The sequence below is a fragment of the Niallia taxi genome (assembly GCF_032818155.1).
GTDB classification, from domain to species: domain Bacteria; phylum Bacillota; class Bacilli; order Bacillales; family Cytobacillaceae; genus Niallia; species Niallia taxi_A.
The window spans coordinates 3,651,016-3,677,831 of record NZ_CP102589.1 but is presented as its reverse complement, the minus strand read 5'-3'; the positions used below and the strand labels follow the sequence as shown (position 1 = coordinate 3,677,831).

Genomic DNA, 26,816 nt, shown 5'->3' with positions numbered 1-26,816 from the left:
ATGATTACTTCCAATTAAAGAAATTAAAATCCCCCTTATACTAAAGGGGGATTTTGCACTTATGCTAATCTGCGTTTCGCAATAAAGTAAAGGATACCGCCGCCGGCAAGAATGATACCGCCATACAATAAGAAGCTGTAATTACTTGTTGCTGTTTCTGGCAGTGCATTGCCATTGCCAGCGTTATTGTTATCATTTGCGGTAACAGTTTCAACAACCTCTATATTATCATCAGACTCGTTGCTGTTATTGTCACTACTGTTTTCGTTACCAGAGTTATCTTGGTCGTCTTGTGAAGATGTATCTTCATCAGGAAGATTTGTGTCAGTCTCCGTGTCTTCTTCTGTGCCTGTATCTGTACCTGGATCATCATCAGTTTCATCATCAGCTATAACTGGTGCTGTAACTGTAATAATGCTTGTTGCCTGATGCTTTTTATCAGCAGTTTCCACTGTGATAGTTGCAGTACCTGGTGCTACAGCTGTGACTAACCCTGTTTCGTTTACAGTGGCAATACTTGCGTCAGAGCTTGACCATATTAATTCCTTGCTGTCTGTTGTGTTTGCTGGTTTAACGGAAGCAGTTAGAGCTAAAGTTTTGCCGACTTCCAATGCAGCTTCTGTTTCAGTAAGTGCAATCTCTACAATAGGGATAACCTGTTCTGTCTGATATTCATTAACAGAAACAGTACCGCTTACCTCATTGCCGACAAGGACAAGAGGTCTGCCTGTAGGACTATCCACTGCTTGGATAAATTCAAGTCCTTCTGGTGCCACATCTCCTGACACTGCACTAGAAAAATCTCTAGTATTCAAATAGCTAGCAAATGTTGGAGAGGAAGGGTTAGAAATATTATAGGTCATGTAACCGCCGATTCTTTCTAGTCCGATAAATGCATACAGATCATTACCGATTTGCCCGACTTTAACATCTTCAGGCTCAGGACCTTTTTTGGCGCTTCGTTTCTCAAAAACATCGTCATCATTTGACCAGTTGAATACATCTGGATATTGTGCTGCTGTAATATCCTCAAAATCGCTGCCACTGTCGTATACTAGTTCCAGCGTATCTGCTTTCCAAATGGAGAACGAGCGGCCGCCCAGTGTATAAATTGCGTCTGTGCCTCTGTCTGTCAGCACTTCTAGCTTGTCATAGTCTCCTGAGTCCTTCATTTCTTGAAAGGCTGCTTCTGCCTCTTCTTTCGTAAAGCCTTTAAACAGGGAAGTATCTAAAGTAATAGAATCTTTGACTTTTTTGAAGTCTTCGATATTAACAAATTCTTCCCACTCTGTCGCATCACCTTCATTTGCAGTAAGGAGATATTCAACACCGCCGATTTCGGTTTGCGCGATGGAGTCAGGCATATATGCACCTAGAATCGGTAATTGCTTTATTTCAATTTTGTCATTACGGGCTGCATCAAGGCCATTTCCTTCTAAGGAGTGGTCTTTGTATCCTAATGATTTAACAGATAACACCTTGCCTGTTGTTACATCAACTGCGGCAACTGCATTATTCTCTTGCAATGTTACATAAGCCTTGCTTGCATCCTTGTTTAAAGCAAGATATTCTGGCTCAAGATCACGGACAGCATCAGCTGTTGTGCCGCCATTGCGGATATGTACATCCTGATTAATCACACTTGTATCATCAAATTTTACTTTATTAACTTTTTTCGTATCGAAATTAACGATTGTCACAGAACCTTCTGGATCTACTCCGTTTTCAAGTCCTTGTCTTGGCTCGGCTTCGTCTGCAGTCAGGATGTATTTCCCATCAGCTGAAATCTTAACCATGTCAGGCTGTACACCTGCTTCAAATGTTTCCTGGACTTCTCCATCATAGTTCATGACAACGATTCGTCCGTTTTTCGTATAATCAGCATCTTGAACAGCTGCAGCAATAATCTTTTTATCTGTATTAATATCGATGCTCGTTAAGTCTCCGTATTGAAAGGAGTCTGAATTGACTACATCCGCAATGTTAATCGACTTTTCTTTTTGCAGGTTCTGTACTTCTGTGGAGTATAAACCTGACAGATCTACAACATCAATTGTCTGGGCTTTACCATTAATGACATAGAATTTCTCATTATCCTTGTTGTATTTGACGATTTCAGCAACGCCGCCATCCTCATCCGTAATGCCTGTACTGTAACTGGCAATTTTTTTCACATCTAAGCTGCTTTCAGCAAGTGTGATTGATGGGTAGGCAGAAAACAGCATTAAGCCTGTTAGTGATAATGCGGAAATTCCTTTTAATTTTTTTGGTAGCTTCATTTTTCCTCTTGTTCCTCCTCTATATGTATAAATCTATAAATAGGATAACTTTCTACTATGGTGTAACTATCTGAATTATGTAATTTTTTTGTTTGCATTTTGTAAATAAGGAATAACGCTGACAGGACATGGGATTTATCCATTTTCTGTTTTGGAGGAACAATAATTTTCACAATTCGTTTACATATATCCCCTTTTCTTAACAATTATTCACAAATTGTTAAAAGCAGTTTAAAAACTTTTTATTATGATGGACGAGGGTGGCATTTGAATAAGCAGAGGAGGCAAATATGATTAGTCGCAAGGGGAGAAAGACGAGTAAGAAATGGATGTTACTTGTACTCATGGTTGTATTCTTTTTTTCTACTATCTTTACAAGCAGTAGACCTTCAGTATCTTATGCAGCACAACCTTCAGATCCTCAGCAAGCTCCGTCAGCATCTGACGGGGAATCAGAAACGGCAAACAGCTCTGATGAAACAATTGAAAAGGAGCAAACTTTACCAGCAAGTGATTCGCCAGAAGAGACAAAAGAAACACAGCCACCAGAACAAACAGAAACAAAAGAGGAAGATAAGTCTTCTTCCACAGATTTGAAAGAAGAAACGAAAACACAGTCTCAAACAGAAGAAGAGGCAAAGCAGCCGGAACAGCCAGAAAAACCAGAACAGCCTGCAGAGGAATCTCAGCAGGAGGAGGAAAAGAAGGAGCAACAACAAGAAACGGCTGAAGAAGATTTCAGCAAGTACCCGCAGCTATTGATAACAGAGATTTCTCCAGATTCAAAGGGTACTGATTTATATGAGTATGTTGAGGTATATAATAATACGAATCAAACACTCAATCTAGCAAGCTATGCATTTTATTACCAATATACAGACAAAAGTCAAGCTGATAAGCTTCTTCAATTGCCTGATATGTCTATTGCTTCAGGGCAAACACAAGTCATCTGGTTTAATAAGGATGAGTTAAGCATCAGCGATTTTAACAAGCATTTTCAAACATCCTTAAGTGATAGTCAGGTCACTTCGTTTAAAGGCGATTTTTCAGGTTTTGCAAATGGTGGATATAGAGCAGTTGCTATTAAAAGCCTTGCAGGAAATGAAATCATCTCAGCGAATTACATGCCTGGAGAAACAGATAATACAGGATTAACAGTTGCTTATCGCTATCCAGCTAGCGGGACAATTATGGATAAGCTGCAAATAAAAGCAGCGCCAACACCGGGTTCAATTCTGGATGATCAAGTTCCAGCTAAGCAAGTAGAGATTGATGCTCCTGTTGTCGATAATGAAGCACCGCAAATTTCACATAGCCCAATCAAAAGCAGCAAACAAGCTGTATCTATAAAAATTGAAGCAACTATCACAGATAATGCAAAGATTCCATCGGCAACTCTTCATTATAAACAAGAAGGAAATGACACTTATCAATCTGTGCTTATGAGCAAGGATTCCAGCAGTAATACTGGTTTTTCTGCTATTATTCCAAAAGAAGATGTTGTTAAGAATATCCATTATTACTTGGAGGCGACAGACGGAAGTACAACAGCCAAAACAGAGGAATATGTGATTGAAGTAGACAAACAGGAAGATACATATAGCTCCATTCCGCTTCTTGTAACAGAATTGGCTCCGAACTCGCAAGGTGGCGGAACAGACTACTATGAATATATCGAGCTTTATAATAATTCGAATCAGCCGCTGCCTTTGACTAATTACTCTTTTGCCTATCGATATACAGATGGTAGCAGGGAAGATGTTAATTTTAAAGTCCCAGACGCAGTCATTAAACCGCAAACAACCGTTGTTCTTTGGTTCAATAATGGTGCAAAGCCACTTGCTGATTTTAACAGTCAGTTTGGTACAAGCTTAACTGAAGACAGCCTGTTGTCTTTCACAGATGCTTTCCCTGGATTTGCCAATGGTGGCAACAGGGCAGTCGTTATTAAGGATCGAAGCGGAAATGAGCTTGTTTCTGCGTCCTACTTAGGAACTGAGAATAATAATGATGGCAAAGTCATTCAATATCAATTCCCGAAAAGCGGGACAGTGATGGCAAAGCTTGAGGTGCTTGCAGATCCTACTCCAGGCAGTCTGAAGCAAGGACAGGTGCCAACCAAACCAGCAGAGCTTCCTGAACAAACAGAAGATACAAAGGCTCCAACCATTAGCCATGAAGCAGTTAGTAATGGGGAAGCGTTCGCAGATATTGCCGTAGAGGCAGTTGTGACTGATGATAAGGCTAATCCATTTGCGACATTGTATTATAAGTCTGAATCAACGGATGACTATATCTCCTTGTCCATGACAGAGGACACAAAGGAAAAGGGGAAGTTTAAGGCGATTATTCCTGCAGAAGACGTTGATTCTAATCTTACTTACTATATTGAAGCAAGTGATGGATTCAATAAAGCGGAAACCGACAAATATACAGTGGCAATCAAAAAAGCGGCTGTAGATTATGCAAAGGTGCCAAAGCTTTTTGTAACGGAATTGGTGCCAGACAGCTCAAATGTCAACTCAGCAGATGGTTATGAATTCATTGAGGTTTATAACAATACAAATAAACCTGTTAACTTTAAAGATTACAAGATTCAATACAGATATGGGGCAGATCCTGCAAGTGATGTCGTCTGGCCGTCTATTCCTGAGGATGTTGTCATTCCTGCAAAAGGGACATTGGTTTTCTGGATTATTAACAGTGCCAATGGAGATAAGACAGTTGCTGACTTTAATGCTAACTACGGTACTAGTCTTGTTGAGAACAAAGACATTGTCCGCATTCAAAGTGATGGAATGGCGAACAGTGGCTTAAGAGGAGTGGCAATAGCAACAAACACACAAGAGGAACTCAATGTAGCCTACTATAATGATGTCCTTGAAGTGGATGATACTGTTGCAAACAAGGGGATATTGTACAAATATCCGCAAGATGGTTCAACAACATCTATTAAGATAAGCAGTGGTGAAAAGCAAGGAACTCCAGGAAGTGTGGAAGCTAATCAAGTACCTGGTAAGTCTGTTCAAGTGGAGGAAGATACAACACCGCCAACAATAGAAAATACGACAGTGTTAACAGAAACTGGAATAGAGGATATTACTGTTTCTGCTAAAGCAAATGATAATAACGGTGTAAAAACAGTAGCTGTTTATTATCGCACAAATGGTGAACAGAAATATGAGCGTCTCCTTCTTAAAAAGGATGGCAATGATAATCTGTATACAACGACCATTTATGCTGCTAACTTTATTGCCAAAGAGTATGTTGAATATTATTTGACAGCATCTGATGGTATAAATGAAGTAAAGACAGAGAATCACAAAATCAAGATAAACAATCCGGAAAATACAGAAGAGCTGAGAATTAATGTAAAGGACGGCAGCACTGTCAGCGGCAATGTCCTGCTAAAAGGAACCTCCAATAGTCATGATGCAAAAAAAGTGAAGCTTTTCATTGATGGAAAAGAATTGTCTGCGGCAATGAACCCATCCTTGGAAACACAAGCATATTTAGCTGTTGATATTAGTGGACTGAATATGTATTTCAAAAACGCCATTACGATGGGTGATGAAATCATCCAGCTACTGGATAAAGATAATATGTCTTATTGGAAAACCTTCACGATTCCGATTGACGCGGACAAACTGAAGCAGGGCATAAATGAAATTACCGTTCGCGCTGGAAATAAATCGTCCCCATTCCAGTTGGAAGAAAGTGAAGAAAATAGGGATGATTATTCTCTGCGCAATGTCAGACTTATTCTAGCTGATGGCACTATTATCAGAGATCCCCAAAAGAGTGATCCTGCTAAGATATATGATATGGGTGACGACGGAACATACCGTCCATTCGAGCACTTTCATTTCACATTGACTAGTGAGCAGACAAGTGCTGCGGCCTATAATTGGGACAGCAAAACTGTTTCAGACGGGAAGCATACAATTAGTGCTAAGGATGGCCAGAATGAAACTTCTGTTTCAGTGATGGTTGATAATACAGCACCTGTTATTGACACTAATATGAAAAAACAAGAATATAGAGGCGCATTTACAATTAACGCCACTGCAAGTGATGAATTAGCTGGAATGGAATCGTTCCAGGCAATGCTTGACGATGAAGTAATTGAGGTTCCTTATGAGACAGCATCTTCTAAGCTTTCTCCTGGCGAGCATGTTTTGACAATCACTGCGACAGATAAGGCTGGAAATATTGCAAATAGACAGGTTTCCTTTACTGTCAATGATGAGAACCCAACTAAGCCTGAGCTTGTATCTCCTGCAGATATTGCTGACGGCATCAAAGGCAACCCGCTTTTAAAGGTTAAGGTTGCAGATCCAACTAATGACAAACTGAATGTTACTTTTTATAAGGGATTCAAGTACTCAGCGAAAAGCAGTAATGTGACTGCATACAAGCATGCAAGCGACACAGAGCCGCCTACAGAGCAAAAACCGGCTGGAGAAGCAGCTCTTACTGAAGAGGAAATAAACACCGTTTCAAGCCTTGATGGAAAGTATTTAACAACAGACTCTGATACACAATTTCCATATCATCGTTTTGATGTTGAACTAGACCCATCAGTAGGTGAAAACGACAGAGTCGAGCTTGCATGGAGCGGAAAGTCGCTTGAGGGCAGAAAGGTATCCATGTATGCATGGAGCTTTAGTGAGAACAAATGGAAAATGCTCACATATAAAATTGCTGGCAATGCTGATTTTGTATTAAAAGCAGATGCATCTGTAAAGGAATTTGCGAAGGATTCCAAAATCAATGTAATTATTCAGGATGAAATTCCGAGCACTCCGGATGAGTATGATTATACGTTTGTATGGATGTCAGATACACAATACTATTCAGAGAGTTACCCGTATATTTTCAAGCGCCAGACAGAATGGATTGCAGAAATGAAAGAGCAAATGAAGATAAAATATGTATTCCATACTGGAGACCTTGTTGATGAATCAGATAAGGTACAGCAATGGCAATATGCTGATGAATATATGCAGGTGCTGGATGATAACAATATTCCATATGGAGTGCTGGCAGGAAACCATGATGTTGACCAATTGTCGAATGATTACAATGAATACTATAAATGGTTCGGTGCTGACAGATTCAGCAGCAAATCCTATTATGGTAATTCCTACAAAAACAATCGCGGACATTATGATTTAATTTCAGCTGGCGGAAACGACTTTATTATGCTGTATATGGGCTGGGGAGTCGATGATGAGGACATTGCCTGGATGAACAATGTTCTTAAGCAATATCCAAATCGCAAAGCAATTTTGAACTTCCATGAATATTTACTAGTATCAGGTAACAGAAGTCCGATTGGTGATAAGATTTACGAAGAAGTTGTTAAACCAAATAAAAATGTGCTTGCAGTGCTAAGCGGCCATTACCATGATTCAGAAACACTTATCAGTGAAGTGGACGATAATGGTGATGGAATCTCTGATAGAGAAGTGTATCAGATGCTTGGTGATTATCAAGGAGGTCCAGAAGGCGGGCAAGGCTACTTAAAGCTGCTGCACTTTGACCAGGATAATAACCGGATAATTGTTAACACATATTCACCATATCTAGACGATTATAATTTCTATGATCCTGCAGAATATCCAGGCAAGGATGAGCTTATCATCAATATGGATCTTGAAGCAGAGAAGAAACGAGTCGCAACAGATTATTTTGCTGTCAATGTTTATACAGATGATGAAATTGGCAAGCAGGAAAATATAGAAAGCGGCAAGACAGCAGAAATCGAGTGGCAAGGGCTTGAGGAAGGCAACGAATACGCTTGGTATGCTGTTGTAGCAGATGATTATACAGGCAGTGCCGTATCTGATATTTGGACTTTTATAAAGGGAGCCAAAGAGGCTGATACAGAAACGCCTACAGATCCATCTGACGGAGATAACGGAGAAACGCCGGGAGACACTGATCCATCTGATGGAGATAATGGAGAAACACCAGGAGAAACCGATCCATCTGATGGAGATAATGGAGAAACACCAGGAGAAACCGATCCATCTGATGGAGATAATGGAGAAACACCAGGAGAAACCGATCCATCTGACGGAGATAATGGAGAAACACCAGGAGAAACCGATCCATCTGATGGAGATAATGGAGAAACACCAGGAGAAACCGATCCATCTGATGGAGATAATGGAGAAACACCAGGAGACACTGATCCATCTGACGGAGATAATGAAGAGAAACCTGTAGCTTCTAATCCGTCAGATAATAATGGAAATATTCCAGGGCACACAAATACAGGTAATAATTCTGGGGATGACAAAATGAATGCAAGTGGACAAAAGGGAAGCAATGTCCAACTTGTTTCAGTATCAGCTAATAATAGCGGTAATGATTCTGTCCTTCCAGACACTGCTACAGATAATTACAATCTTCTAATCATAGGTGCAGTACTGGCAGCCGCTGGTATATCTATATATGCAATCATTAGAAGAAAAGCTAAATTGGTTCAAGATCGTTAAAACAGGAAGCTTTACCTCAACTCATGCAACAAAGGAAGCCTGAACAAAGTGTTCAGGCTTCCTTTTATTTTTCGTCGATATCGTCCATAAACGGTTTGTTCACATAATAGTACATCACGCCCATAAATCCAACGCCGCCAACTAGATTACCTAATGTGACAGGAATAATATTGCGGATGATGCCTGGCAATGTAATGGCCGGATTTTGATCAAGGATAAGGGAGATGGAGAAGGTAGCCATATTAGCAATACTGTGTTCATATCCAGAAATAAAGAAGCAGAATACGAACAGAATCATAGCGAATATTTTTGCAATATCTTCTTTTAAGGACATTGGAATAAAGAAGGCAAGGCAGACAAGCCAGTTACAAAGGATTCCCCGGAAAAACAATTCGCTAATTGGTGCTTCAATCTTTGTCTGGGCAGCGTGCAGCAAGAATTCATTCACCTCATGTGACTTAAACAAGCCTGTTAAGTAGATGAATACAGCAAAGAAAACAGCTCCACATATGTTGCCGGCATAGCTTGTGCCCCAAACCTTAAAAACATCCCGCCAAGCAATTTTTTTTCTTAATGCCGCATATGTGTAGTAAAAAGTATTACCTGTAAATAAGTCCCCGCCTCCGTACGCTATTAGGATAATGGCAGCCCCAAACACGAGTGCAGCTGCAGGGTAAGCGAAGGGGGAGCCTTCCGCATAAAAGAAATTTCCTGTTTTGAATGCAACGATTACTCCAAAACCGATAAACATGCTCGCAACAACAGCCCGCATGAAAAATCGGAATTTGCTCTGTTTGAATATTTTCCATTTTTTTAGAGCCAGTTTTTCTACTTGATATAAAGATGCGCCTTCCATCACGATTCCTCCAAGTTTAAGCTTTTATATATATGTTAACACTATGGAAACATTTGATAACCATATTATGAATGTTGTTATTGATATTTACAATGGATATATGTGAAAAATATCACAATATAAATAACAGTTCATAAAATGTTCAATTTTTAAGAGAGTCAGCAGTTTTACATTATAAAAAAATGAATAAAATATACAAAAAATATGCAAGAGTTTTCTGAAAATAAAATAAATTCAATAAAGTCATATAATTGGAAGAGCCTAAAAAACCTTGATTTAATAGTATTTATAACGGTTGGCACATTTTGTCGATATTTTCATGTTATATTTTCTTACAAGTGTATAGACTTTATATTTATTCATGCTTTACAATATAAGTAAAGATACTTGAGTAAGGGAGTGAAGAGCTGATGGCTTCTGATTATCGTATTTCCATGCTAGTTATAGATCAGCCGGGAGTCCTGGCTCGTATATCCAATCTATTTGGAGCACACGAAGTTAATATAGAAAGTATTCAAACAAAAAAATATAAAGAGACTACAAGAATCAGGATAGCAAGCAATGCAGAAGAGAAGCAAGTTCAAAATTTGATTGTCGGATTGCAAGGCTTAATGGATGTTGTGGATATTGACGCTTCAGCGATTGCCCGTTCTGCTTTCCAACAAAGGCTAATGCAGCGCACAAGCTCTATCCAAGTAATGCGAGAACAGCGGACATTAAGCAAAAAAATGTCCTTCTGGCTTGTTGCTTGCTGTTTATTCTTAACGCTATTTGGTACGAATATACCTGCTTCCCTTTACACACTCTACCGCCAAGAGTGGGGACTTTCTTCAGGAATGATTACATTAGTTTTTGCCATTTACGCATTTACTGTTATCCCAGCAATTATCGTTGCAGGCCAGCTTTCGGATCAGATTGGCAGGAAGAAGGTGTTAATACCTGGAATTCTGTTTTCTATAATCGGCACTGCGTGCTTCACGATTGCTGACGGTCTTGGCATGCTTCTGCTTGCAAGGCTGTTCCAAGGCTTGTCTGTTGGGATTTTAAATGGTGTTGCTGTTGCAGCTTTAACCGAACTAGACGAAAAAAGGGACAAAAAGAAAACAGCACTTATTTGCGCATTGGCTGTAACTCTAGGTAATGCAATTGGCCCGATTCTATCTGGCTTACTTGGCGATTTCGCACCATTCCCATTGAGATTATCATACTATGTGCATTTACTGTTTATCCTGCCATGCTTTGCGGCATTGTTCTTCTTGAATGAAAATGTCCGTCCTGGTCTGCAGCCTGTTAAACTGAAAAAGCCGTATGTCCCAAAATCAATGCTTAAAAGCTTTATATTGGCATCCATTACATCATTTTTAGCATGGTCGATTATCAGCATGTTCATGAGCTTAATTCCTGCTAATCTATCAAGCTTTACACAAGTCCACTCATTAACTATTTCAGGGATTGTCGTTGCATTAGGGTTAATTGCCGCAGCTGCAAATCAAATATTGCTGAAGCAGTTTTCATTACGAACGATGATAACTATTGGCTATATATTGCTGGCGTTAGGACTTATACTGCTTGTTATTACACTAGCAGCAAAATCACTGGTGCTGCTGCTCATTTCAGCAGTCCTAATCGGTGGAGGAAACGGTCCTGCCTATGCAGGCAGCCTTGCTTTGATTAATGAAAGATCGCCGTCAAAAACGAAAGGGAATATTGTTTCAACCTTCTTTGTTATCACTTATTTAGGTGTCAGCCTGCCGGTTATTGGATTAGGATTCCTATCTCAAACACTAGGAGTCAGCGGTGCCGTCAACCTGTACGTCCTCATTATAGGTATAGTGATGCTTGTTACAATTATGTTCGGACTCAAAGAGCGGAAGAATATATTCTAAAATGAAAACAGATTTATCTGCTTAGCTCATTGGAATATTATAGAGATTAATTTAGAAAATGAGAGAGTAAGGGGCACTTGGAATAGCGAAACAGGTGAGACTCAAGCAACGCCGATGTTTTTCTGCCCTCATTCCTTTAGTGAAATCAACTCCTGATACGCACTTATATGTGTTTGTATGCAAACAAGCTTAGACCAGACAATTCTCTGGTCTAATTTTTTTTATTTATATGGGTACTATTTAAAGAAAGTCTTCATACTATAGTAAAAAGTTAGTCCTCAAATGTTGAAGAACTAACATCAAACTTTAATGTTTGTAAAAAAAATGTCGAAAAGTGGTTGATTTTTTAAAAGGGCAGTTATATAATAAAAAACGTGTTAAAAATAAGTTGTTTTTTCGTAAAAAAACTTATTAAAAAATGCGGGTGTAGTTTAATGGTAAAACCTCAGCCTTCCAAGCTGATGTCGTGGGTTCGATTCCCATCACCCGCTCCATACATAGTCACAACGCAGTGTTTCGTTTCAAAGAAGAACGAAGCATTGCGTTTTTTCATTATGGGGAGATTTTCTTCTCCCTGTGGATAACTCATAAATTGATTTAAATTGTGGATAACTTTGTTTCAGCAGGAAATGAACTGGATACACTGCAGATATATAAATAAGCATGCTCAAGATTTACCTGAACATGCTCCTGCTTATTCTACAATTGTAAATTGTGCCTGCCCGCCGTGAATTTGGACAAACATATCCATTAAAGAAGCTACCATGCGTTCTGCTGTTTCCTTTTGTGTGGAGGCTTGGAGGTAAACAAGCTGGACAGCGTCTTTCGTATTAGTTGTCACTGGTGCTCTGTCCGAATCAACAAAAGGACTGCCGAATGGGCCGGATACATCTTCACTTATAATTAAGTTTTCAAGAGAATTAGCTCTGCCGTTCAATCCCGTGTACTGCTCACCTTCTTTTCCTAGCCTGATTGTAATAGCACCATTTAATTTAGCCAGGTCATAAACACCAATTGGCACTCCGTATTGAAGGGAAAAGAAATTATTTAAATCAATGCTGCTGTTGATTGGCTGCAGATAGTTCTGCTTATGAACTCGTCTATAAAGTGCTTCGGCAGAATGTCGGTAGCGGTTCGGATCCTTGCCGATACTCTTGAAAATTTGGCGCCATTCTTGAATCGATGGAATGTCTTGGACTTTTTTCTCAAGTAAATCGAAATAGATGGATTCCTGGAAAAGCTGAAGACGGCCTTTTACCATTTGCGGTGATTCGCCAACTTCAATATTGTTATAGAAAATTACCCCGATTTTAAAGCCAGGTATAAGGGAAGCGAGTTCCTTTGTAATTGAAATATCCAATAATATGTACCTCCAATAAATAATGTCTATATGTTATGCTATTATTTTAGCGAAAAAACACAAAAAAACCAAAGAAGAAGAAAGGAGGGAGCAGCATGGACTACGATCAGCTGAAGCAGGATATTATTGACTACAGCAAAACAATTGGAATTGACAAAATTGGCTTTACTACGGCAAGCACCTTTGAGGAAATGCGAATCAGATTGATTAAGCAGCAAGAGCTTAACTATCAATCAGGTTTTGAGGAGAAGGATATTGAAAAAAGAGTGAATCCCTCCCTCCTTTTGGATCAACCTAAATCGATTATTTCCATTGCGTTAGCATACCCTTCAAAAATGAAGGAGCGAGTTACAAGTAAAAAAGGGGCAAGGCGGGGAATATTTTGCCGTGCATCCTGGGGAACAGACTACCATGTTGTGTTGCGGGACAGGCTTTCCAAGCTGGAAAAATATATTATGGAGCGAGTTCCAGACGCACTATGTAAATCAATGGTGGATACAGGTGAGCTAGTTGACAGAGCTGTTGCCCAGCGTGCAGGGGTTGGCTGGTCAGCGAAAAACTGTGCCATCATAACACCAGAATTTGGCTCCTACGTATATTTAGGGGAGATGATTACAAATTTACCTCTCTCGCCGGATACACCGATGGAGGACCAATGCGGGGAGTGCAATAAATGTATTGATGCCTGTCCAACTGGCGCACTTATTCAAGGCGGCCAGCTTGACGCACAGCGCTGCATTGCCTTTCAGACACAGACAAAGGGATTTTTGGCAGAAGAGTTCCGAGAGAAGCTCGGCAATAGAATATACGGCTGTGACACATGCCAGACTATTTGTCCGAAAAACAAAGGTATGGACTTTCATAACCATATAGAAATGGAGCCAGATCCTGAAATCGCTAAGCCGCTGCTTGTGCCGCTTTTGACGATCAGCAATAAGGAATTTAAAGAAAAGTATGGACATATATCAGGCTCCTGGAGAGGAAAGAAGCCGATCCAGCGTAATGCGATTATTGCACTTGCCCATTTCAAGGAGGAAAGTGCAGTGCCTGATATCATTGGCGTAATGAAAAATGATCCAAGACCTGTTATAAGAGGGACTGCTGCATGGGCTTTAGGTAAAATTGGCGGCTCTGAATCAAAGCAGGCTTTAGAAGCAATCAGCATTTCAGAAACAGACCCAGAAGTGTTGCAGGAAATGCAGGATGCACTTGCCCGTCTGTCATCATGAGGCTAAACAAGCTGAGAAATAATTTATGCAACTCTAATTCAAAACTGAACTATTTTATCAATTATTGATTAATAGTTCAGTTTTTTTATTTGGTTAAAAATTTGAGTGTAATGAAACAAAACTAATTTTAACGCCATTCCCTATTTATAAATCCATTGTTTGAGACTTAGATATAAACTATTTATTATTAGCCGTTAAATAAGTTAAATGATGTTTTGTCACATACCTTTTTTTTTTTTGCAAGGTATGAAGCTCCTTTACATATGTATAAGCATGGAAAGGAGTGTATAAATTGAGAAATCAGTTGTTAGAGCTGTTGGAAAAAAGAATGCAGCAATGTGTTGCAGACGGCAGGGGGCCTGTTTTAGATGATAAGTTTGAAAGAAAGACAAGGCTCTTTGAACGACGGAATTCTGCTATTGTAAATGTGAAGGCACGTGGAAATATACAGGTGATTAACAGTCAGGAAGATACAGAGGAAGTGGATTATAAAGTTCATCTTCAATATTTTATTAAGCAAAAGGATCATTTTTATGTAGAGGAAGAGATTGAAAACCGAAGAGGGATTTTTTATAAAGGGATATTAATAGAAGATAAGGAAATTCTTATCTCACCTCAAGATGATTTGATGAGAGACTTAATTTTATTTGATGCACAGAGCGATGAGGTGCGATATACGTATGATAGACGGAAGGCAGTTCAATATGCTGAAAAATGGTGGAATAGCTATAATCCTGCATATCACCAATTTGAGGTGGACTGCACGAACTATATTTCCCAATGCGTCCGTGCTGGAGGAGCGCCAATGAGGGGCTATCCAAACAGGGGGAACGGATGGTGGATGCAGAATAACAGCTGGAGCTACAGCTGGTCTGTCGCCAATGCCTTTCCTCGTTATCTAGAAGCTTCAAAGCAGGGCTTGCGAGCAAAAGTGGTAAGCGATGTATCACAATTGAAGCTTGGTGATGTTATTTGCTATGATTTTGAGGGGGATGGCAAGTACAATCACACAACAATCGTGACTGCCAAGGATGGGAATGGGGAACCATTAGTAAATGCCCATACGTATAACAGCAGAATGAGATATTGGGCATATGAAGATTCAACAGCATATACACCAAATATTAAATACCGATTTTTCTCTATAATTGACGGTCAGTAAAGAAGAAAAAAGCAAAACCATTATTTTTTTGCCGGCAAGGTGTATAATAAACAATGAAGTAATTGATAGAGGTGACAAGATTGGCTTTACATATCGTATTATATCAACCACAAATCCCATCCAATACCGGCAATATCGCAAGAACTTGTGCTGGAACAGATACAGTGCTCCATCTTATTCGTCCATTAGGCTTTTCAACAGATGACAAGATGCTGAAACGCGCTGGATTAGATTACTGGGAGCATGTCGATATCCGTTATTATGATTCCATTGACATTTTCTTTGAGGAAAATAAAGAAGGAGAATTCTTCTATTTGACGAAGTTTGGCACGAAGCCGCATTCTTCCTTTGATTACAGTGACAAGGACAAGGATTATTATTTCATTTTCGGCAGAGAAACGACAGGCTTGCCGAAGGATATCATTGAAAACAATAAAGACAGAGCATTGCGCATTCCAATGACTGACCATATCCGTTCCTTGAATTTATCAAACACAGCGGCAATTCTTGTTTATGAAGCGCTGAGACAGCAGGACTATCGTGATTTAAATAAAAAGTACGAATAACTTTTAAGGGGTAAGCCGAATGGTTTATCCCTGTTTTTTATGGGGAGGCTAAGAAGCAGATTATTATTAGCTGTGAGCCTTTTTTATTATAATGAGGATAGACGAAAATACAAAAAGATGGAGATGTACTGAATGAACAATGTAATTGAAACGATGCTGAACCATCGTTCTGTAAGAAAATTTAAGGATGAGGAATTAACTCACGAGCAAATTAAAACGATTGTCGAAGCAGCTCAAAGTGCTTCAACATCAAGCTTCATTCAAGCATATAGCATTATCGGCATTACAGATAAAGAAAAGAAAAAGAAGCTGGCAGAGCTTGCTGGCAATCAAAACTATGTTGCTGAGAATGGACATGTATTCGTATTTTGTGCAGATCTGCATCGCCATGACGTTGCTGCGGCAATGGAAGGAAAGGATGTTTCTACATCACTTGAAAGCACAGAGAAATTTATGGTCAGCTTAATTGATGCAGCCCTAGCAGCCCAAAATGCAGCTCTTGCTGCAGAATCAATGGGACTTGGTATTTGCTATATTGGCGGAATCCGTAATCAATTGCCAGAAGTGGTTGAACTGTTAAAAACACCGGACAGAGTGCTGCCATTATTCGCTATTGTCGCAGGTTATCCAGATCAGCATACAGATACTAAGCCAAGAGTACCTTTCCATCATGTGTATCATGAAAATGAATATGAACAAGATTTGGAAACGTACAAACAAGAGCTTGAAGAATACAACAACATTATATCTGCCTACTACCAAGAAAGAACAAACAACGAAAGAAGCGATACATGGACAGCCCAGATGATAGGCATGTTAGATAAAAAAGCACGTTTATATATGAAGGAATTTGTAGAAGGAAAAAAATTCGATTTAAAATAAAGGAAAAAAAGGAATTCTTATCGTGAGAATTCCTTTTTTTACGGGCTTCTCTTCGGTTAGCTTAATAGCACTTCAGCTTGGTTTTTAAACAAACCTTATCTTTTAAGCATGTTCATTCTCCTGCCTGCATAGATTATATTAATCGTCTCTGATAAAGTGACAGGGGAGGTCCATATGAGTATATTAAAAAAAATCGAGATGTATAGACAGGAAGAAGACTTGCTTAAGTGGGAAGGAACATTTGCTGAGTATTTGGAAATTTTGAAGGAAAAGCCATGGGTAGCTCAATCAGCGCATTCACGTGTATACAATATGATTAAAGACGCTGGCATTGATGAAGTAAATGGGAAAAAGGAATATAAATTTTTCTCGAATCAGCTATTTGGTTTAGAGGGGTCATTAGAAAGCTTAGTAGAAGAGTATTTCCATCCTGCGGCAAAACGTCTAGATGTCCGAAAACGTATTTTGCTGCTTATGGGGCCAGTCAGTGGCGGTAAGTCGACACTTGTAACCATGCTGAAAAGGGGATTGGAAGAATACACATACACAGAACGAGGCGCCGTATATGCAATTAAAGGCTGCCCGATGCATGAAGATCCTCTTCACATGATTCCGCATAATTTACGCAAGGATTTTTACGATGAATATGGCATTCGCATTGAAGGTAATTTATCACCATTAAATTTAATGAGACTCCAGGAAGAATATAATGGAAAAATTGAAGATGTCATGGTTGAAAGGGTCTTCTTCTCAGAAGATAAACGTACAGGAATTGGTACATTCAGCCCATCTGACCCGAAATCTCAAGATATTGCCGATTTAACTGGAAGCATTGACTTCTCGACAATCGCTGAATACGGATCAGAATCAGATCCGCGCGCCTATCGCTTTGATGGAGAATTAAACAAGGCGAACAGAGGGATGATGGAGTTCCAGGAAATGCTCAAATGTGATGAAAAATTCCTATGGCATTTGCTTTCTTTAACACAAGAAGGAAATTTCAAAGCTGGCCGTTTCGCTCTTATTTCTGCCGATGAATTGATTGTGGCACATACGAATGAAACAGAGTATCGCTCCTTTATTGCCAACAAAAAGAATGAAGCATTGCATTCTCGTATTATAGTAATGCCTGTGCCTTATAACTTAAAGGCATCTGAGGAAGAACGAATTTACGAAAAAATGATAAGAGAAAGTGATGTTGCAGATGTGCACATTGCTCCACATACATTAAAAATTGCCGCAATATTCACAATATTAACGAGGTTGAAGGAGCCGAAAAAAGGCGATATTGACCTAGTCAAGAAGATGCGTCTTTATGATGGTGAAAGTGTTGAAGGCTTCAGTTCGGCTGACATTAAAGAATTGCAGAATGAATATGGTGATGAGGGCATGAGCGGGATTGATCCACGTTATGTAATCAACCGTATTTCATCAACTATTATTCGTAAGGACATCACGACAATTAATGCATTAGACGTGCTTCGCTCCTTAAAGGATGGCTTGGATCAGCATTCATCCATTACGAATGAATTGCGTGAAAAGTACCTGAATTGCATTTCTCTTGCCCGCAAGGAATATGATGAAATTGCGAAAAAAGAAGTGCAAAAAGCGTTCGTTTACTCTTATGAGGAATCAGCTAAAACACTTATGGATAACTATTTGGATAATGTGGAGGCATATTGCAATAAGAATAAGCTTCGCGATCCACTTACAGGTGAGGAAATCAATCCTGATGAAAAGCTGATGCGCTCCATTGAAGAACAAATTGGCATCTCTGAAAATGCGAAAAAATCATTCCGTGAGGAGATTCTTATCCGCATTTCTGCATATGCACGAAAAGGAAAAAGATTTGATTATAACTCTCATGACCGCTTGAGAGAAGCAATCCAGAAGAAGCTATTCGCTGATTTGAAAGATGTCGTTAAGATTACGACGTCCACTAAAACACCTGATGAGCAGCAGCTTAAAAAAGTGAATGAGGTCATTGCACGCCTAATTGATGAGCATGGCTACAATTCAACATCTGCAAATGATTTGCTGCGTTATGTTGGAAGTCTATTAAATCGCTGATGACTAAAGGGAGGAACGGGCATGGATTTGTCTGTTCCTTCTTTTATCCATATAGAAAATTAATTGTCATTTGACCATATTATTCAATTATCTAAATTATTAGTAAATTATTTGAGTACCATGCATATCATAGAGTAATCACTAATTTTTTGGATGCGGTGCCCGAATTAGTTTATGCATGGAACCAGAAAATGGTGCTAATAAATTTTTTTTAGGAGGGGTAAAAATGACAAAGCCTGAAAATAACCACCAGTTTGTAATTTCCCAAGAAGATTGGTCCCTCCATCGTAAAGGCCATGATGACCAGCAACGACACCAGGAAAAAGTACAGGAGGCAATCAAGAATAATCTGCCCGATTTGATTACAGAAGAAAACATTGTTATGTCTAATGGAAGAGAAGTAGTGAAAATCCCTATACGTTCTTTAGATGAATATAAAATTCGCTATAATTATGATAAAAATAAACATGTTGGGCAAGGAAATGGAGATAGCCAAGTTGGCGATGTTGTGGCTCGAGATGGATCTGGCGGCCAAAAGGGACCTGGCAAAGGGCAAGGTGCCGGCGACCAGGCTGGCGAAGATTACTTTGAAGCAGAAGTGTCCTTAATGGAGCTGGAGGAAGCACTCTTTAAACAATTAGAGCTGCCAAATCTTAAGCGAAAAGAACAGGATCAAATCGTAGTCGAAAATATTGAATTTAACGATATTAGAAAAACTGGGCTCATGGGTAATATTGATAAGAAGCGTACGATGATGTCAGCCTTTAAACGTAATGCGATGAGCAATAAACCAGGGTTTTATCCTATTTATCCAGAGGATTTGAAGTTTAAAACTTGGAATGAAGTGACAAAGCCGGAATCGAAGGCAGTTGTTCTAGCAATGATGGATACGAGCGGTTCAATGGGACTGTGGGAAAAGTATATGGCAAGAAGCTTTTTCTTCTGGATGACAAGATTTCTCCGCACGAAATATGAAACAGTCGAAATCGAATTCATCGCCCATCATACAGAAGCAAAAGTCGTGTCAGAAGAAGACTTTTTCTCTAAAGGAGAAAGCGGGGGTACTATTTGTTCGTCTGTTTACCGTAAGGCGCTCGAACTGATTGATGCCAAGTACGATCCAAACAGGTTTAATATTTACCCATTCCATTTCTCAGATGGCGACAATCTCACATCAGACAACGCACGCTGTGTTAAGCTTGTCGAGGAGCTGATGGAAGTGTCCAATATGTTTGGTTATGGAGAGGTAAATCAATACAACCGCCACAGCACATTAATGTCTGCCTACAAGAACATCTCTAACGAAAAGTTTAGGCATTACTTGTTGAGACAGAAGGCAGATGTCTTCAACGCGATGACGAGCTTTTTCCGCAAAGAAGAAAATGGAAAGATGTATGCGTAAACTAGTAAAACACAGCTCTTTAAAGGGCTGTGTTTTTTTATTTCTCGTTTATTTAAGTATTAAACAACATTAGGGTATTTGGCAATTAAGCCTTCCATAGGGATATCTGCAAAGCCGACCAAATAATAATCATCATGATTATGATGAACAGTGGTTTTAATCCATTGATCCTTAATGAGGGCTTCAATGTCGTCTTCTGCTGTAAAATATTCGCCATTTGGTAAAGCATATCTGCCTTGTTCATTTTTAGCTAATTCTGCATACATGATTATCAGCTCCTTATTGCTACATAGCATTAACAATTTTACCGGTTCATAAACCTAATATTACGGCAAGTTAAAGGAATAATAGGAGCTTAGCATTTTATTTTTTCAGAATGCTGCTGGTCTTCTGATTTTATATAGTAGATTAAGATCTTTTCGGTATACGGCATAAAGAAATGGAGAACCATCCCCCCTAGGCAAACAGTTAGTAAAGTACCGATACCAATTGGCCCATTTAATAGTACTGCCAAAATCAAAAATAAAAGATAAATGAATGTTCTTGCAATAAATATATTTGTATTCGTTAATTCTTGGATAATTAATGTTAATCTGTCCACTGGTATTGGAGCAATATTTGTGTGTAGGTAAATAGCAGTTCCAAGACTGATAAGAACTAACCCAATCGTAAAGTATATTCCTTTACTGTACCAAAGCTCAGTTGTTAGGCAGATGTCCATTATAAATAGCCATATATCAATAAAAATACCTGTTATAAATGCTGTTAATAGCCCTGCAATTTCTGGTTTTTGTTTCGTTAATAAGGCATTGCAGGTTATTAGGATAGCAGCGAGAATTATTTCCCAGCTTCCAACAGTTAAACCTATCCTCATGGACAAGCCCACTAAAAGTGCATCAAAAGGTGAAGTTCCAATATCTGATTGAATCGTAAAAGAAATACCAAAGGTTAAGATGGCAATTCCTAAAATATAAATAATGTATTTCACGTTACTCCTCCTTAGGTTTGTTGCAAATACAACAAAGTTAAGATATACTTAATATAAGTAATTATTGTTGTAATTGCAATAAAAATATGAAGTAAAAACGAAAAGGAGGAACATTTTTGAATGACTATTACGATAAAAAAATGCATGATGGAGGATGTTAACATGCTCCAAGAAATCAGCTATGAAACATTTAACGAGACATTTAAAGATCAGAATTCACCTGAAAATATGACTTCCTATTTGGAAAAGGCATTTAGTATAGAACAGTTAAAAACAGAACTAAAAAATACTTCTTCTCAATTCTTTTTTGTTTTTGTTTATAACGAAATCGCCGGATATTTAAAGATTAATACAGATAATGCTCAGTCTGAAGCTATGGGGGCAGAATCACTTGAGGTGGAAAGAATATATGTAAAGAACCAGTATCAAAAGCTTGGGCTTGGGCAAAAGCTTTTTAATAAGGCAATAGATGTTTCCCAGGAGCTAAATAAAAAGAAAATTTGGCTTGGTGTATGGGAAAAAAATCAAAATGCCATCGCCTTTTATAAAAGAAATGGATTTGTTCAAACTGGTGCCCATTCCTTTTATATGGGAGAGGAAAAACAAATAGACTTTATAATGACTAAAACAATTCTGTGATTAAAAAAAATGGGGAGCTGCACTGCTCCCGATTTTCCTCTATCTATTCTTTTACACCATCTGGATAATTCCGCGCATGATGCTTATCACCTAAATGATTAAAATCATCAACCGTTTTGCGTAATTCATTAACAAGTGTAAACTTTACGTCATTAATTGTTTTATAAAAGGCATGCTCTTCACAACCGTCAGGCTTAACTCCTGCAAGTGCATTTGAGGAAACTATGCGGCGATGTTCCTCCGTTAGCTTATTTAGTGCTTCCAGTACATGCTGCGTGTATTTGGCTACATTTTTATGTTCTGCTCTTAATTGATCTTGTAACTCTTGAATATGTTTGTCCATCCTAAACCCTCTTTTCATGTATTAAGGAGCGAGCTATTTAATAATATGTTCTCAAAAAATGTTCACATATTACGTGGGAATTTTACCCTCTATTATTATTTTTTAAGCAGGAGATTACTTTTTTTGCAAAGAATATTGTTTAAGGAACGAGTGCTTGTAAATCAAAACTAGAGGGCAGGGAGGATTTTGACTTGTATAGGGTGTGATTTAGCACATAAAAAGCTTCCAGTGCATGTAGTATTTGAAAATGATTTTGTTTGCTGTATTTTAGACCATGACCCATACAATGAAGGCCATGTTTTAATATTAACAAAGAAACACTTTGAGGATATGGATGAACTGGATGCAGAAACAGCAAGCTACTGTTTCCAAGCAGCAAGAGTGATATCAAAAGCGGTAAAGACCCTTTATAAACCAGATGGTATAACGATTTGTCAAAATGGAGGAGTTTTTAGCGAGTTATCGCATTTTCATATGCATATTGTACCAAGATATAAGCAACAGGCTTTCGCAGCTTTTTATTTAGATGATCCGTTTAATAATGCAAATTTAAGAAATAAGCTATTAAAAACTCAAACTGACTTGAAAGCAGCTATTCAAGAGATAAATGAACTGGTATAACTGGTGGTTATGAAAAAGGACTGTGGTGTACTTTAAAGTGCGCCTATTTTTTGTCTCTATGTTTATGGTGTGGAACGTTAACTTCCACGCTTTTATTATTTCTATTAAAATGGACGAACGCTTGGGGGAATGCGGTTTCTTTAAAGGACAAGCATTAATATAGTATAGAGTATTAAGAATTCATGAGGGAGGAGCAAATTGATGAAATTTAAATTTGAAGTTTTGTTATTCGAAAAGCATAAGCAACATAAAGGTAAAAGTATGAAATTGGACAAGCCATTGGACGATATGGCAATAGAAGAAAATTCATCTGATAAAGGAGAAGATAGTATGATGATGCCTCCAAATAGAGAAAATCCGTGGGATAAAAAGAAAGATGACGACAAAAAACATGATGACAAAAAGAAACACGATGACAAGAAGCATGACGATAAAAAACATGACGATTATGCTAAATATATCACTATTACAGAACAAGGCCTGTTTGCAGGGATAGCTAGAAATCAAGGTATTTACTTTACACTGCAAGCTACTGTTCCTTTCTATGGTCAACCAACGTATGGAACATACCAAGGATTGATCAAAGATAAAACAGGAGTATATGCTTTAATACTTGTTGGTACAGATTTATACCGTATCAACGTCCGCGATTTTGTTACAGTTGTTTAATAAGATTCCTTCTTAATAATCTTCCAATTTAATTTCACAATCCCTCTTTATAATGTCTTCTTAATACAAGCTTTTCTCAAAAATGAAGCGCACCCTAATTAGTAGGCTATGTCTATTAATTAGGGTGCCTTTTTATTAGCTTTACTGGATATGAAGGTATTACTATAAATAAAGATATATGGTTTCCCATGCTGGATTGTCGGCATTTACAGCTTCATGTTTTTAACGCCAATATTAATCACTATTTCTTCTGGCTTCAGGTGTTTGGAACGGTTACCGGATGTTGTAATGGTGGAATTCTTTGTATTCGTTTCGTTGCGGACTGTAGATTTAGATGGTGGTCCGATTTCAACTGCAGCATCAATGGGGCTTAAAATGTCTGCTATTTTGTCTGCAGCAACACCATATGAAAGCTGATATACCTCTGGTGGGGTAAGCCGCAGCATATTAGAGCCTAACGCTGTTTCAAATTGGTCGTTGTTGAAAAAGAGGTGCATATGCAGTTTATCTGACAAAGCAGTTATCCAATGCCACCAGCCCATAGGGATAAATACAACTTGACCAGCTTTGGCATTAAACTTGTGCAGTTTATTTGTATCTGGATCAACAATAGAGATTTGCGCTTCACCTGAGACAATGACATCTAATTCCCATGAATTAGGATGCCAATGCGGCTCACGTATATGTCCACTTGAAAGATACACATCTGCAAAAGCGCCACCAACCATTGCCGGTAGCTGGGTTGAGGTCACTTTATAAATAATATTATCAGCATCCTTTTCAAACTCGACATTGTTTTTAGAATCAAAAAAGAGATTAGGAGTCCCACTTGTCTTCTTTATGTTTGTATTATCAGGTACAAAACCAGACTTACTCATCCTCTTTTCCTCCTGTCTTCAAAGCTTTTATGTGCATAAAAGGGTTCTGTAACGATATATGTGTAATGGGCTTGAATGGTGAATGCGCCACTTAAAGAGATAAAAACAATTTAATTGCTTTATAAACTTCGTTATAATAAAAACGTAAAGGAGGTGCTTACATATGGATAATCATAAAGAATTATCTAGTACTTCATCCACTCATGCAAAGCCTGTTATTGGAAAGGCGATACTTTGCATGGGGCGAAATAATTAAAATATCGCTTAATAAGCTTTTCTAATAATTTTGGCTTTGCTCCTTTTATTCATTATTAAATAAGGGGTGGAGCGAAATTGAAATATACAAATGCAAATAAGGTACTTCCTGAAAAGCTCATTTTGGAAATCCAGAAATATATTCAGGGAGAAACTCTATATATTCCTAAGCAGCAATCAGAATATCGGAAATGGGGAAGTTCAAGTGGCGGAAGGCAGCAGCTCGATTGCCGCAATGCCAAAATAAGAAATTCCTTTATAGAAGGCAGAAGTATCCCTCAATTAGCGGAGGAATATTATCTTTCTTTAGAAACAATAAAGAAAATAGTTTATTCACATAAAAGGCACTGATGCTTTCATCAGTGCCTTTTATGTAAAAAACATTTCTAAGTTATTTTATCCATTTAAGCAAGACGTTTCAGCATTTAAAATAAGGATAGAAATAATGGAATGGAGATACGAAATGACTAACCAGTTTATTAATAATGAACAGTTAAATTATGTGAAAAGCCAGATTGCTTTAATAAACGATAGTATGAAAAAAAATGTACCTGAAAAAGTGTTAACGGCTGTGATTGATTTAGCTAATAGCAAAATCTCTGCCCTTTTTCCTAATGCATCAATAGAAAAACAAGATATGCTGGATGTTTCTAAACTAAAATCAGATAAAGAATATGATCAATATATCGATCGTCTTGCAACCTATCTATTGCCCTTTCCATTAGTTACCGAGCAGCAGCTGAAAAAAATGTTTCCAAAGCAAAAAAAATTAAAGCTGCCTGATTTAGGGAGTATAGATTACAGCAAGCTCACTTATTTATGCTGGAATGATTTAAGGTCGAATAAAAAGTTTATTGTCTATGTGTTGAATGGAAAGCTAGTCGGCATTGAAGGCAGTTTAACACCAACAAGTAAAAAAAATCTTTGCACCTTTTGTAACTGCTTCACAGAGGTATCCTATTTTTCTACTATCACCAAAGCAAAAAAGTCAAAAAGTCCAGATTACTATAAGGCGATTGGTAATTTAATATGTACAGACAGTACCGAATGCAATCAGAAAATAACTAATGTTGAGCATTTAACTGCTTTTTTGAGTGCGGCACTTGCTAAATAAAATGCTTTTTTTAAAAAATCTATTTTCAAAAAAGGCAAATTCACTAACTAGTGTCTGCCTATTACAGCCACATAGCAAAAAGAGCGAAGCCAACCATTATGACAAGGAAGGTGGCAAGCACATAGCCGGCATATCGGACAGGCTTTGGAAATGTGCTGACATGATAATCCTGTTCTGGGAAACGGTCGCCAGTTACTTGCTGTGCTGCTTTAAATTCAGAGGGTACAAATATTTCTTCCTTATTGTTCATATATTTAGTTTCATCAATTTGTGTTTCATGGATTTTGGTCATGTTATTGCCTCCATTTTTAAAATATGGAAATATATGTTGTTTATATTGTGGCAGATAGTCTAAAAAAGTGCAATTATTTTCCTTGTTAGGGAGTATTAAGAAGTAATTTGGAGATGTTAATTAGCAAAAAGAAAATTGTAGGTGTTTGTAAATGAAACAGGAACAACAGCAAATGGTCGATAAAATGCGGGAAATGACGGCCAAGGGGGACAACTTTCATACAGAATATTGGAGCCGCTTTGCTGATTTTGAAAATTGGCAATTCTGGCTTAATATTATTTTCCTTTTAGCGCCACTTATTCTTTTGCTCCTATTCATTGATCGTAAAAGGATCTTCCAAATTTTATTCTTTGGCTTTGCCATTCATGCATTGATGAATTATTTAGATTCTGTTGCCGTATTGAAGGGACTTGTATTTCATCCTTTTCCACTTACACCATTAATGAATATTAACTTATCTATCAACACATCCTTCATTCCGGTTACATTTATGCTGACATATCAATACTGTATTAAACGAAACAAAAACGTGTATATTGGTGGCATTTTCGCAAGCATTGGAACAGGAATCGTCCTTGGTGGCTTTGCGAAGGCAATTGACTATATCCAGCTTTATCACTGGATGAATGTGGGTTTTATTTTTCTGTTTGATTATCTCCAATTTGTTACTGCTGTATTGCTAGTAAAGTTTTTTATGTATTTAGGTGAGAAAAAGGGTAGGAAAGATCAAATGATTGAATAATTCTTTATTTGTTCACATAAAAATTAATTTTGGTGTATATGTTAAAAAAGATCATTCAAGAAGGTTCATATACGTCT

At 38.2% G+C, this 26,816-nt stretch carries 22 protein-coding genes and 1 tRNA gene; 15 read left to right on the top strand and 8 right to left on the bottom strand.

What is annotated here, in order from left to right; translation table 11 throughout:
- Positions 1–59: 59 nt before the first annotated feature.
- Entirely contained in the window at positions 60–2,279 is a 2,220-nt protein-coding gene (locus NQZ71_RS18295; RefSeq protein ID WP_317011109.1) for a choice-of-anchor I family protein, read from the bottom strand.
- A 290-nt stretch (positions 2,280–2,569) separates the two neighbouring features.
- On the opposite strand from NQZ71_RS18295, the gene NQZ71_RS18290 reads away from it, so the two are divergent.
- Positions 2,570–8,785: a lamin tail domain-containing protein gene (locus NQZ71_RS18290; RefSeq protein WP_317011108.1), complete on the top strand. Its 6,216-nt coding sequence runs from the start codon at positions 2,570–2,572 to the stop codon at positions 8,783–8,785.
- 64 nt (positions 8,786–8,849) lie between these two features.
- On the opposite strand, the gene NQZ71_RS18285 is transcribed toward NQZ71_RS18290, so the two are convergent.
- Positions 8,850–9,641, bottom strand: coding sequence for a formate/nitrite transporter family protein (locus NQZ71_RS18285; RefSeq protein WP_260053466.1), 792 nt, complete (start codon positions 9,639–9,641; stop codon positions 8,850–8,852).
- Between the two features lie 410 nt (positions 9,642–10,051).
- Here NQZ71_RS18285 and NQZ71_RS18280 point away from each other — a divergent pair, with 410 nt between their 5' ends.
- Together NQZ71_RS18280 and NQZ71_RS18275 are read left to right on the top strand one after the other, a co-directional pair.
- Positions 10,052–11,527, top strand: coding sequence for an MFS transporter (locus NQZ71_RS18280; protein WP_144452504.1), 1,476 nt, complete (start codon positions 10,052–10,054; stop codon positions 11,525–11,527).
- 420 nt (positions 11,528–11,947) lie between these two features.
- Positions 11,948–12,021 (top strand) — tRNA-Gly (locus tag NQZ71_RS18275).
- A gap of 200 nt (positions 12,022–12,221) precedes the next feature.
- Here the strand turns inward: NQZ71_RS18275 and NQZ71_RS18270 are convergent.
- Positions 12,222–12,887 (bottom strand): B3/B4 domain-containing protein, encoded by a 666-nt coding sequence (locus NQZ71_RS18270; protein ID WP_144451833.1) that lies wholly within the window; start codon positions 12,885–12,887, stop codon positions 12,222–12,224.
- Between the two features lie 95 nt (positions 12,888–12,982).
- Between NQZ71_RS18270 and queG the strand changes: the two genes are divergently transcribed.
- The 6 genes from queG to yhbH all read left to right on the top strand — a co-directional run bounded on the left by queG (position 12,983) and on the right by yhbH (position 20,198).
- On the top strand, positions 12,983–14,116 hold the full coding sequence (queG, locus tag NQZ71_RS18265; protein WP_144451834.1) for a tRNA epoxyqueuosine(34) reductase QueG: 1,134 nt from the start codon (positions 12,983–12,985) through the stop codon (positions 14,114–14,116).
- A gap of 292 nt (positions 14,117–14,408) precedes the next feature.
- Positions 14,409–15,278 carry an amidase domain-containing protein gene (locus NQZ71_RS18260; protein WP_317011107.1) on the top strand — a complete coding sequence of 290 codons (870 nt, stop codon included), beginning with the start codon at positions 14,409–14,411 and terminating at the stop codon, positions 15,276–15,278.
- 80 nt (positions 15,279–15,358) lie between these two features.
- On the top strand, positions 15,359–15,844 hold the full coding sequence (gene trmL, locus NQZ71_RS18255) for a tRNA (uridine(34)/cytosine(34)/5-carboxymethylaminomethyluridine(34)-2'-O)-methyltransferase TrmL (protein ID WP_127736556.1): 486 nt from the start codon (positions 15,359–15,361) through the stop codon (positions 15,842–15,844).
- A gap of 132 nt (positions 15,845–15,976) precedes the next feature.
- Complete coding sequence (nfsA, locus tag NQZ71_RS18250; protein ID WP_144451836.1) at positions 15,977–16,726, top strand: oxygen-insensitive NADPH nitroreductase; 750 nt, start codon at positions 15,977–15,979, stop codon at positions 16,724–16,726.
- A gap of 174 nt (positions 16,727–16,900) precedes the next feature.
- Positions 16,901–18,796: a PrkA family serine protein kinase gene (locus tag NQZ71_RS18245; RefSeq protein ID WP_144451837.1), complete on the top strand. Its 1,896-nt coding sequence runs from the start codon at positions 16,901–16,903 to the stop codon at positions 18,794–18,796.
- 226 nt (positions 18,797–19,022) lie between these two features.
- Positions 19,023–20,198 carry a sporulation protein YhbH gene (gene yhbH / locus NQZ71_RS18240; protein ID WP_144451838.1) on the top strand — a complete coding sequence of 392 codons (1,176 nt, stop codon included), beginning with the start codon at positions 19,023–19,025 and terminating at the stop codon, positions 20,196–20,198.
- A gap of 59 nt (positions 20,199–20,257) precedes the next feature.
- Here the strand turns inward: yhbH and NQZ71_RS18235 are convergent, their stop codons facing one another.
- Together NQZ71_RS18235 and NQZ71_RS18230 are read right to left on the bottom strand one after the other, a co-directional pair.
- Entirely contained in the window at positions 20,258–20,464 is a 207-nt protein-coding gene (locus tag NQZ71_RS18235; RefSeq protein ID WP_144451839.1) for a DUF5348 domain-containing protein, read from the bottom strand.
- Between the two features lie 89 nt (positions 20,465–20,553).
- Positions 20,554–21,186 (bottom strand): YczE/YyaS/YitT family protein, encoded by a 633-nt coding sequence (locus NQZ71_RS18230; protein WP_317011105.1) that lies wholly within the window; start codon positions 21,184–21,186, stop codon positions 20,554–20,556.
- 120 nt (positions 21,187–21,306) lie between these two features.
- Between NQZ71_RS18230 and NQZ71_RS18225 the strand changes: the two genes are divergently transcribed.
- Positions 21,307–21,825, top strand: coding sequence for a spermidine/spermine N(1)-acetyltransferase (locus NQZ71_RS18225; RefSeq protein WP_317011104.1), 519 nt, complete (start codon positions 21,307–21,309; stop codon positions 21,823–21,825).
- Between the two features lie 43 nt (positions 21,826–21,868).
- Here NQZ71_RS18225 and NQZ71_RS18220 read toward each other — a convergent pair whose 3' ends face one another.
- Complete coding sequence (locus NQZ71_RS18220; protein WP_275004213.1) at positions 21,869–22,168, bottom strand: hypothetical protein; 300 nt, start codon at positions 22,166–22,168, stop codon at positions 21,869–21,871.
- Between the two features lie 186 nt (positions 22,169–22,354).
- Between NQZ71_RS18220 and NQZ71_RS18215 the strand changes: the two genes are divergently transcribed.
- A complete protein-coding gene (locus NQZ71_RS18215; RefSeq protein WP_375545185.1) occupies positions 22,355–22,789 on the top strand; it encodes an HIT family protein in 435 nt (144 codons plus the stop codon).
- A 198-nt stretch (positions 22,790–22,987) separates the two neighbouring features.
- Positions 22,988–23,458, top strand: a complete 471-nt coding sequence (locus NQZ71_RS18210; protein ID WP_186303864.1) for a hypothetical protein — start codon at positions 22,988–22,990, stop codon at positions 23,456–23,458.
- A 206-nt stretch (positions 23,459–23,664) separates the two neighbouring features.
- Here NQZ71_RS18210 and NQZ71_RS18205 read toward each other — a convergent pair whose 3' ends face one another.
- Positions 23,665–24,336 carry a cupin domain-containing protein gene (locus NQZ71_RS18205; protein ID WP_144451844.1) on the bottom strand — a complete coding sequence of 224 codons (672 nt, stop codon included), beginning with the start codon at positions 24,334–24,336 and terminating at the stop codon, positions 23,665–23,667.
- Between the two features lie 333 nt (positions 24,337–24,669).
- Between NQZ71_RS18205 and NQZ71_RS18200 the strand changes: the two genes are divergently transcribed.
- Positions 24,670–24,942, top strand: coding sequence for a CD3324 family protein (locus NQZ71_RS18200; protein ID WP_144451845.1), 273 nt, complete (start codon positions 24,670–24,672; stop codon positions 24,940–24,942).
- 112 nt (positions 24,943–25,054) lie between these two features.
- The gene (locus tag NQZ71_RS18195; protein WP_317011103.1) at positions 25,055–25,705 is read left to right on the top strand and encodes a FusB/FusC family EF-G-binding protein; all 651 of its coding nucleotides are present in this window, start codon (positions 25,055–25,057) and stop codon (positions 25,703–25,705) included.
- Positions 25,706–25,766: 61 nt separating this feature from the next.
- On the opposite strand, the gene NQZ71_RS18190 is transcribed toward NQZ71_RS18195, so the two are convergent.
- Entirely contained in the window at positions 25,767–25,997 is a 231-nt protein-coding gene (locus NQZ71_RS18190) for a hypothetical protein (protein ID WP_317011102.1), read from the bottom strand.
- Between the two features lie 151 nt (positions 25,998–26,148).
- On the opposite strand from NQZ71_RS18190, the gene NQZ71_RS18185 reads away from it, so the two are divergent.
- Complete coding sequence (locus NQZ71_RS18185; protein WP_144451848.1) at positions 26,149–26,739, top strand: hypothetical protein; 591 nt, start codon at positions 26,149–26,151, stop codon at positions 26,737–26,739.
- Positions 26,740–26,816: the final 77 nt, after the last annotated feature.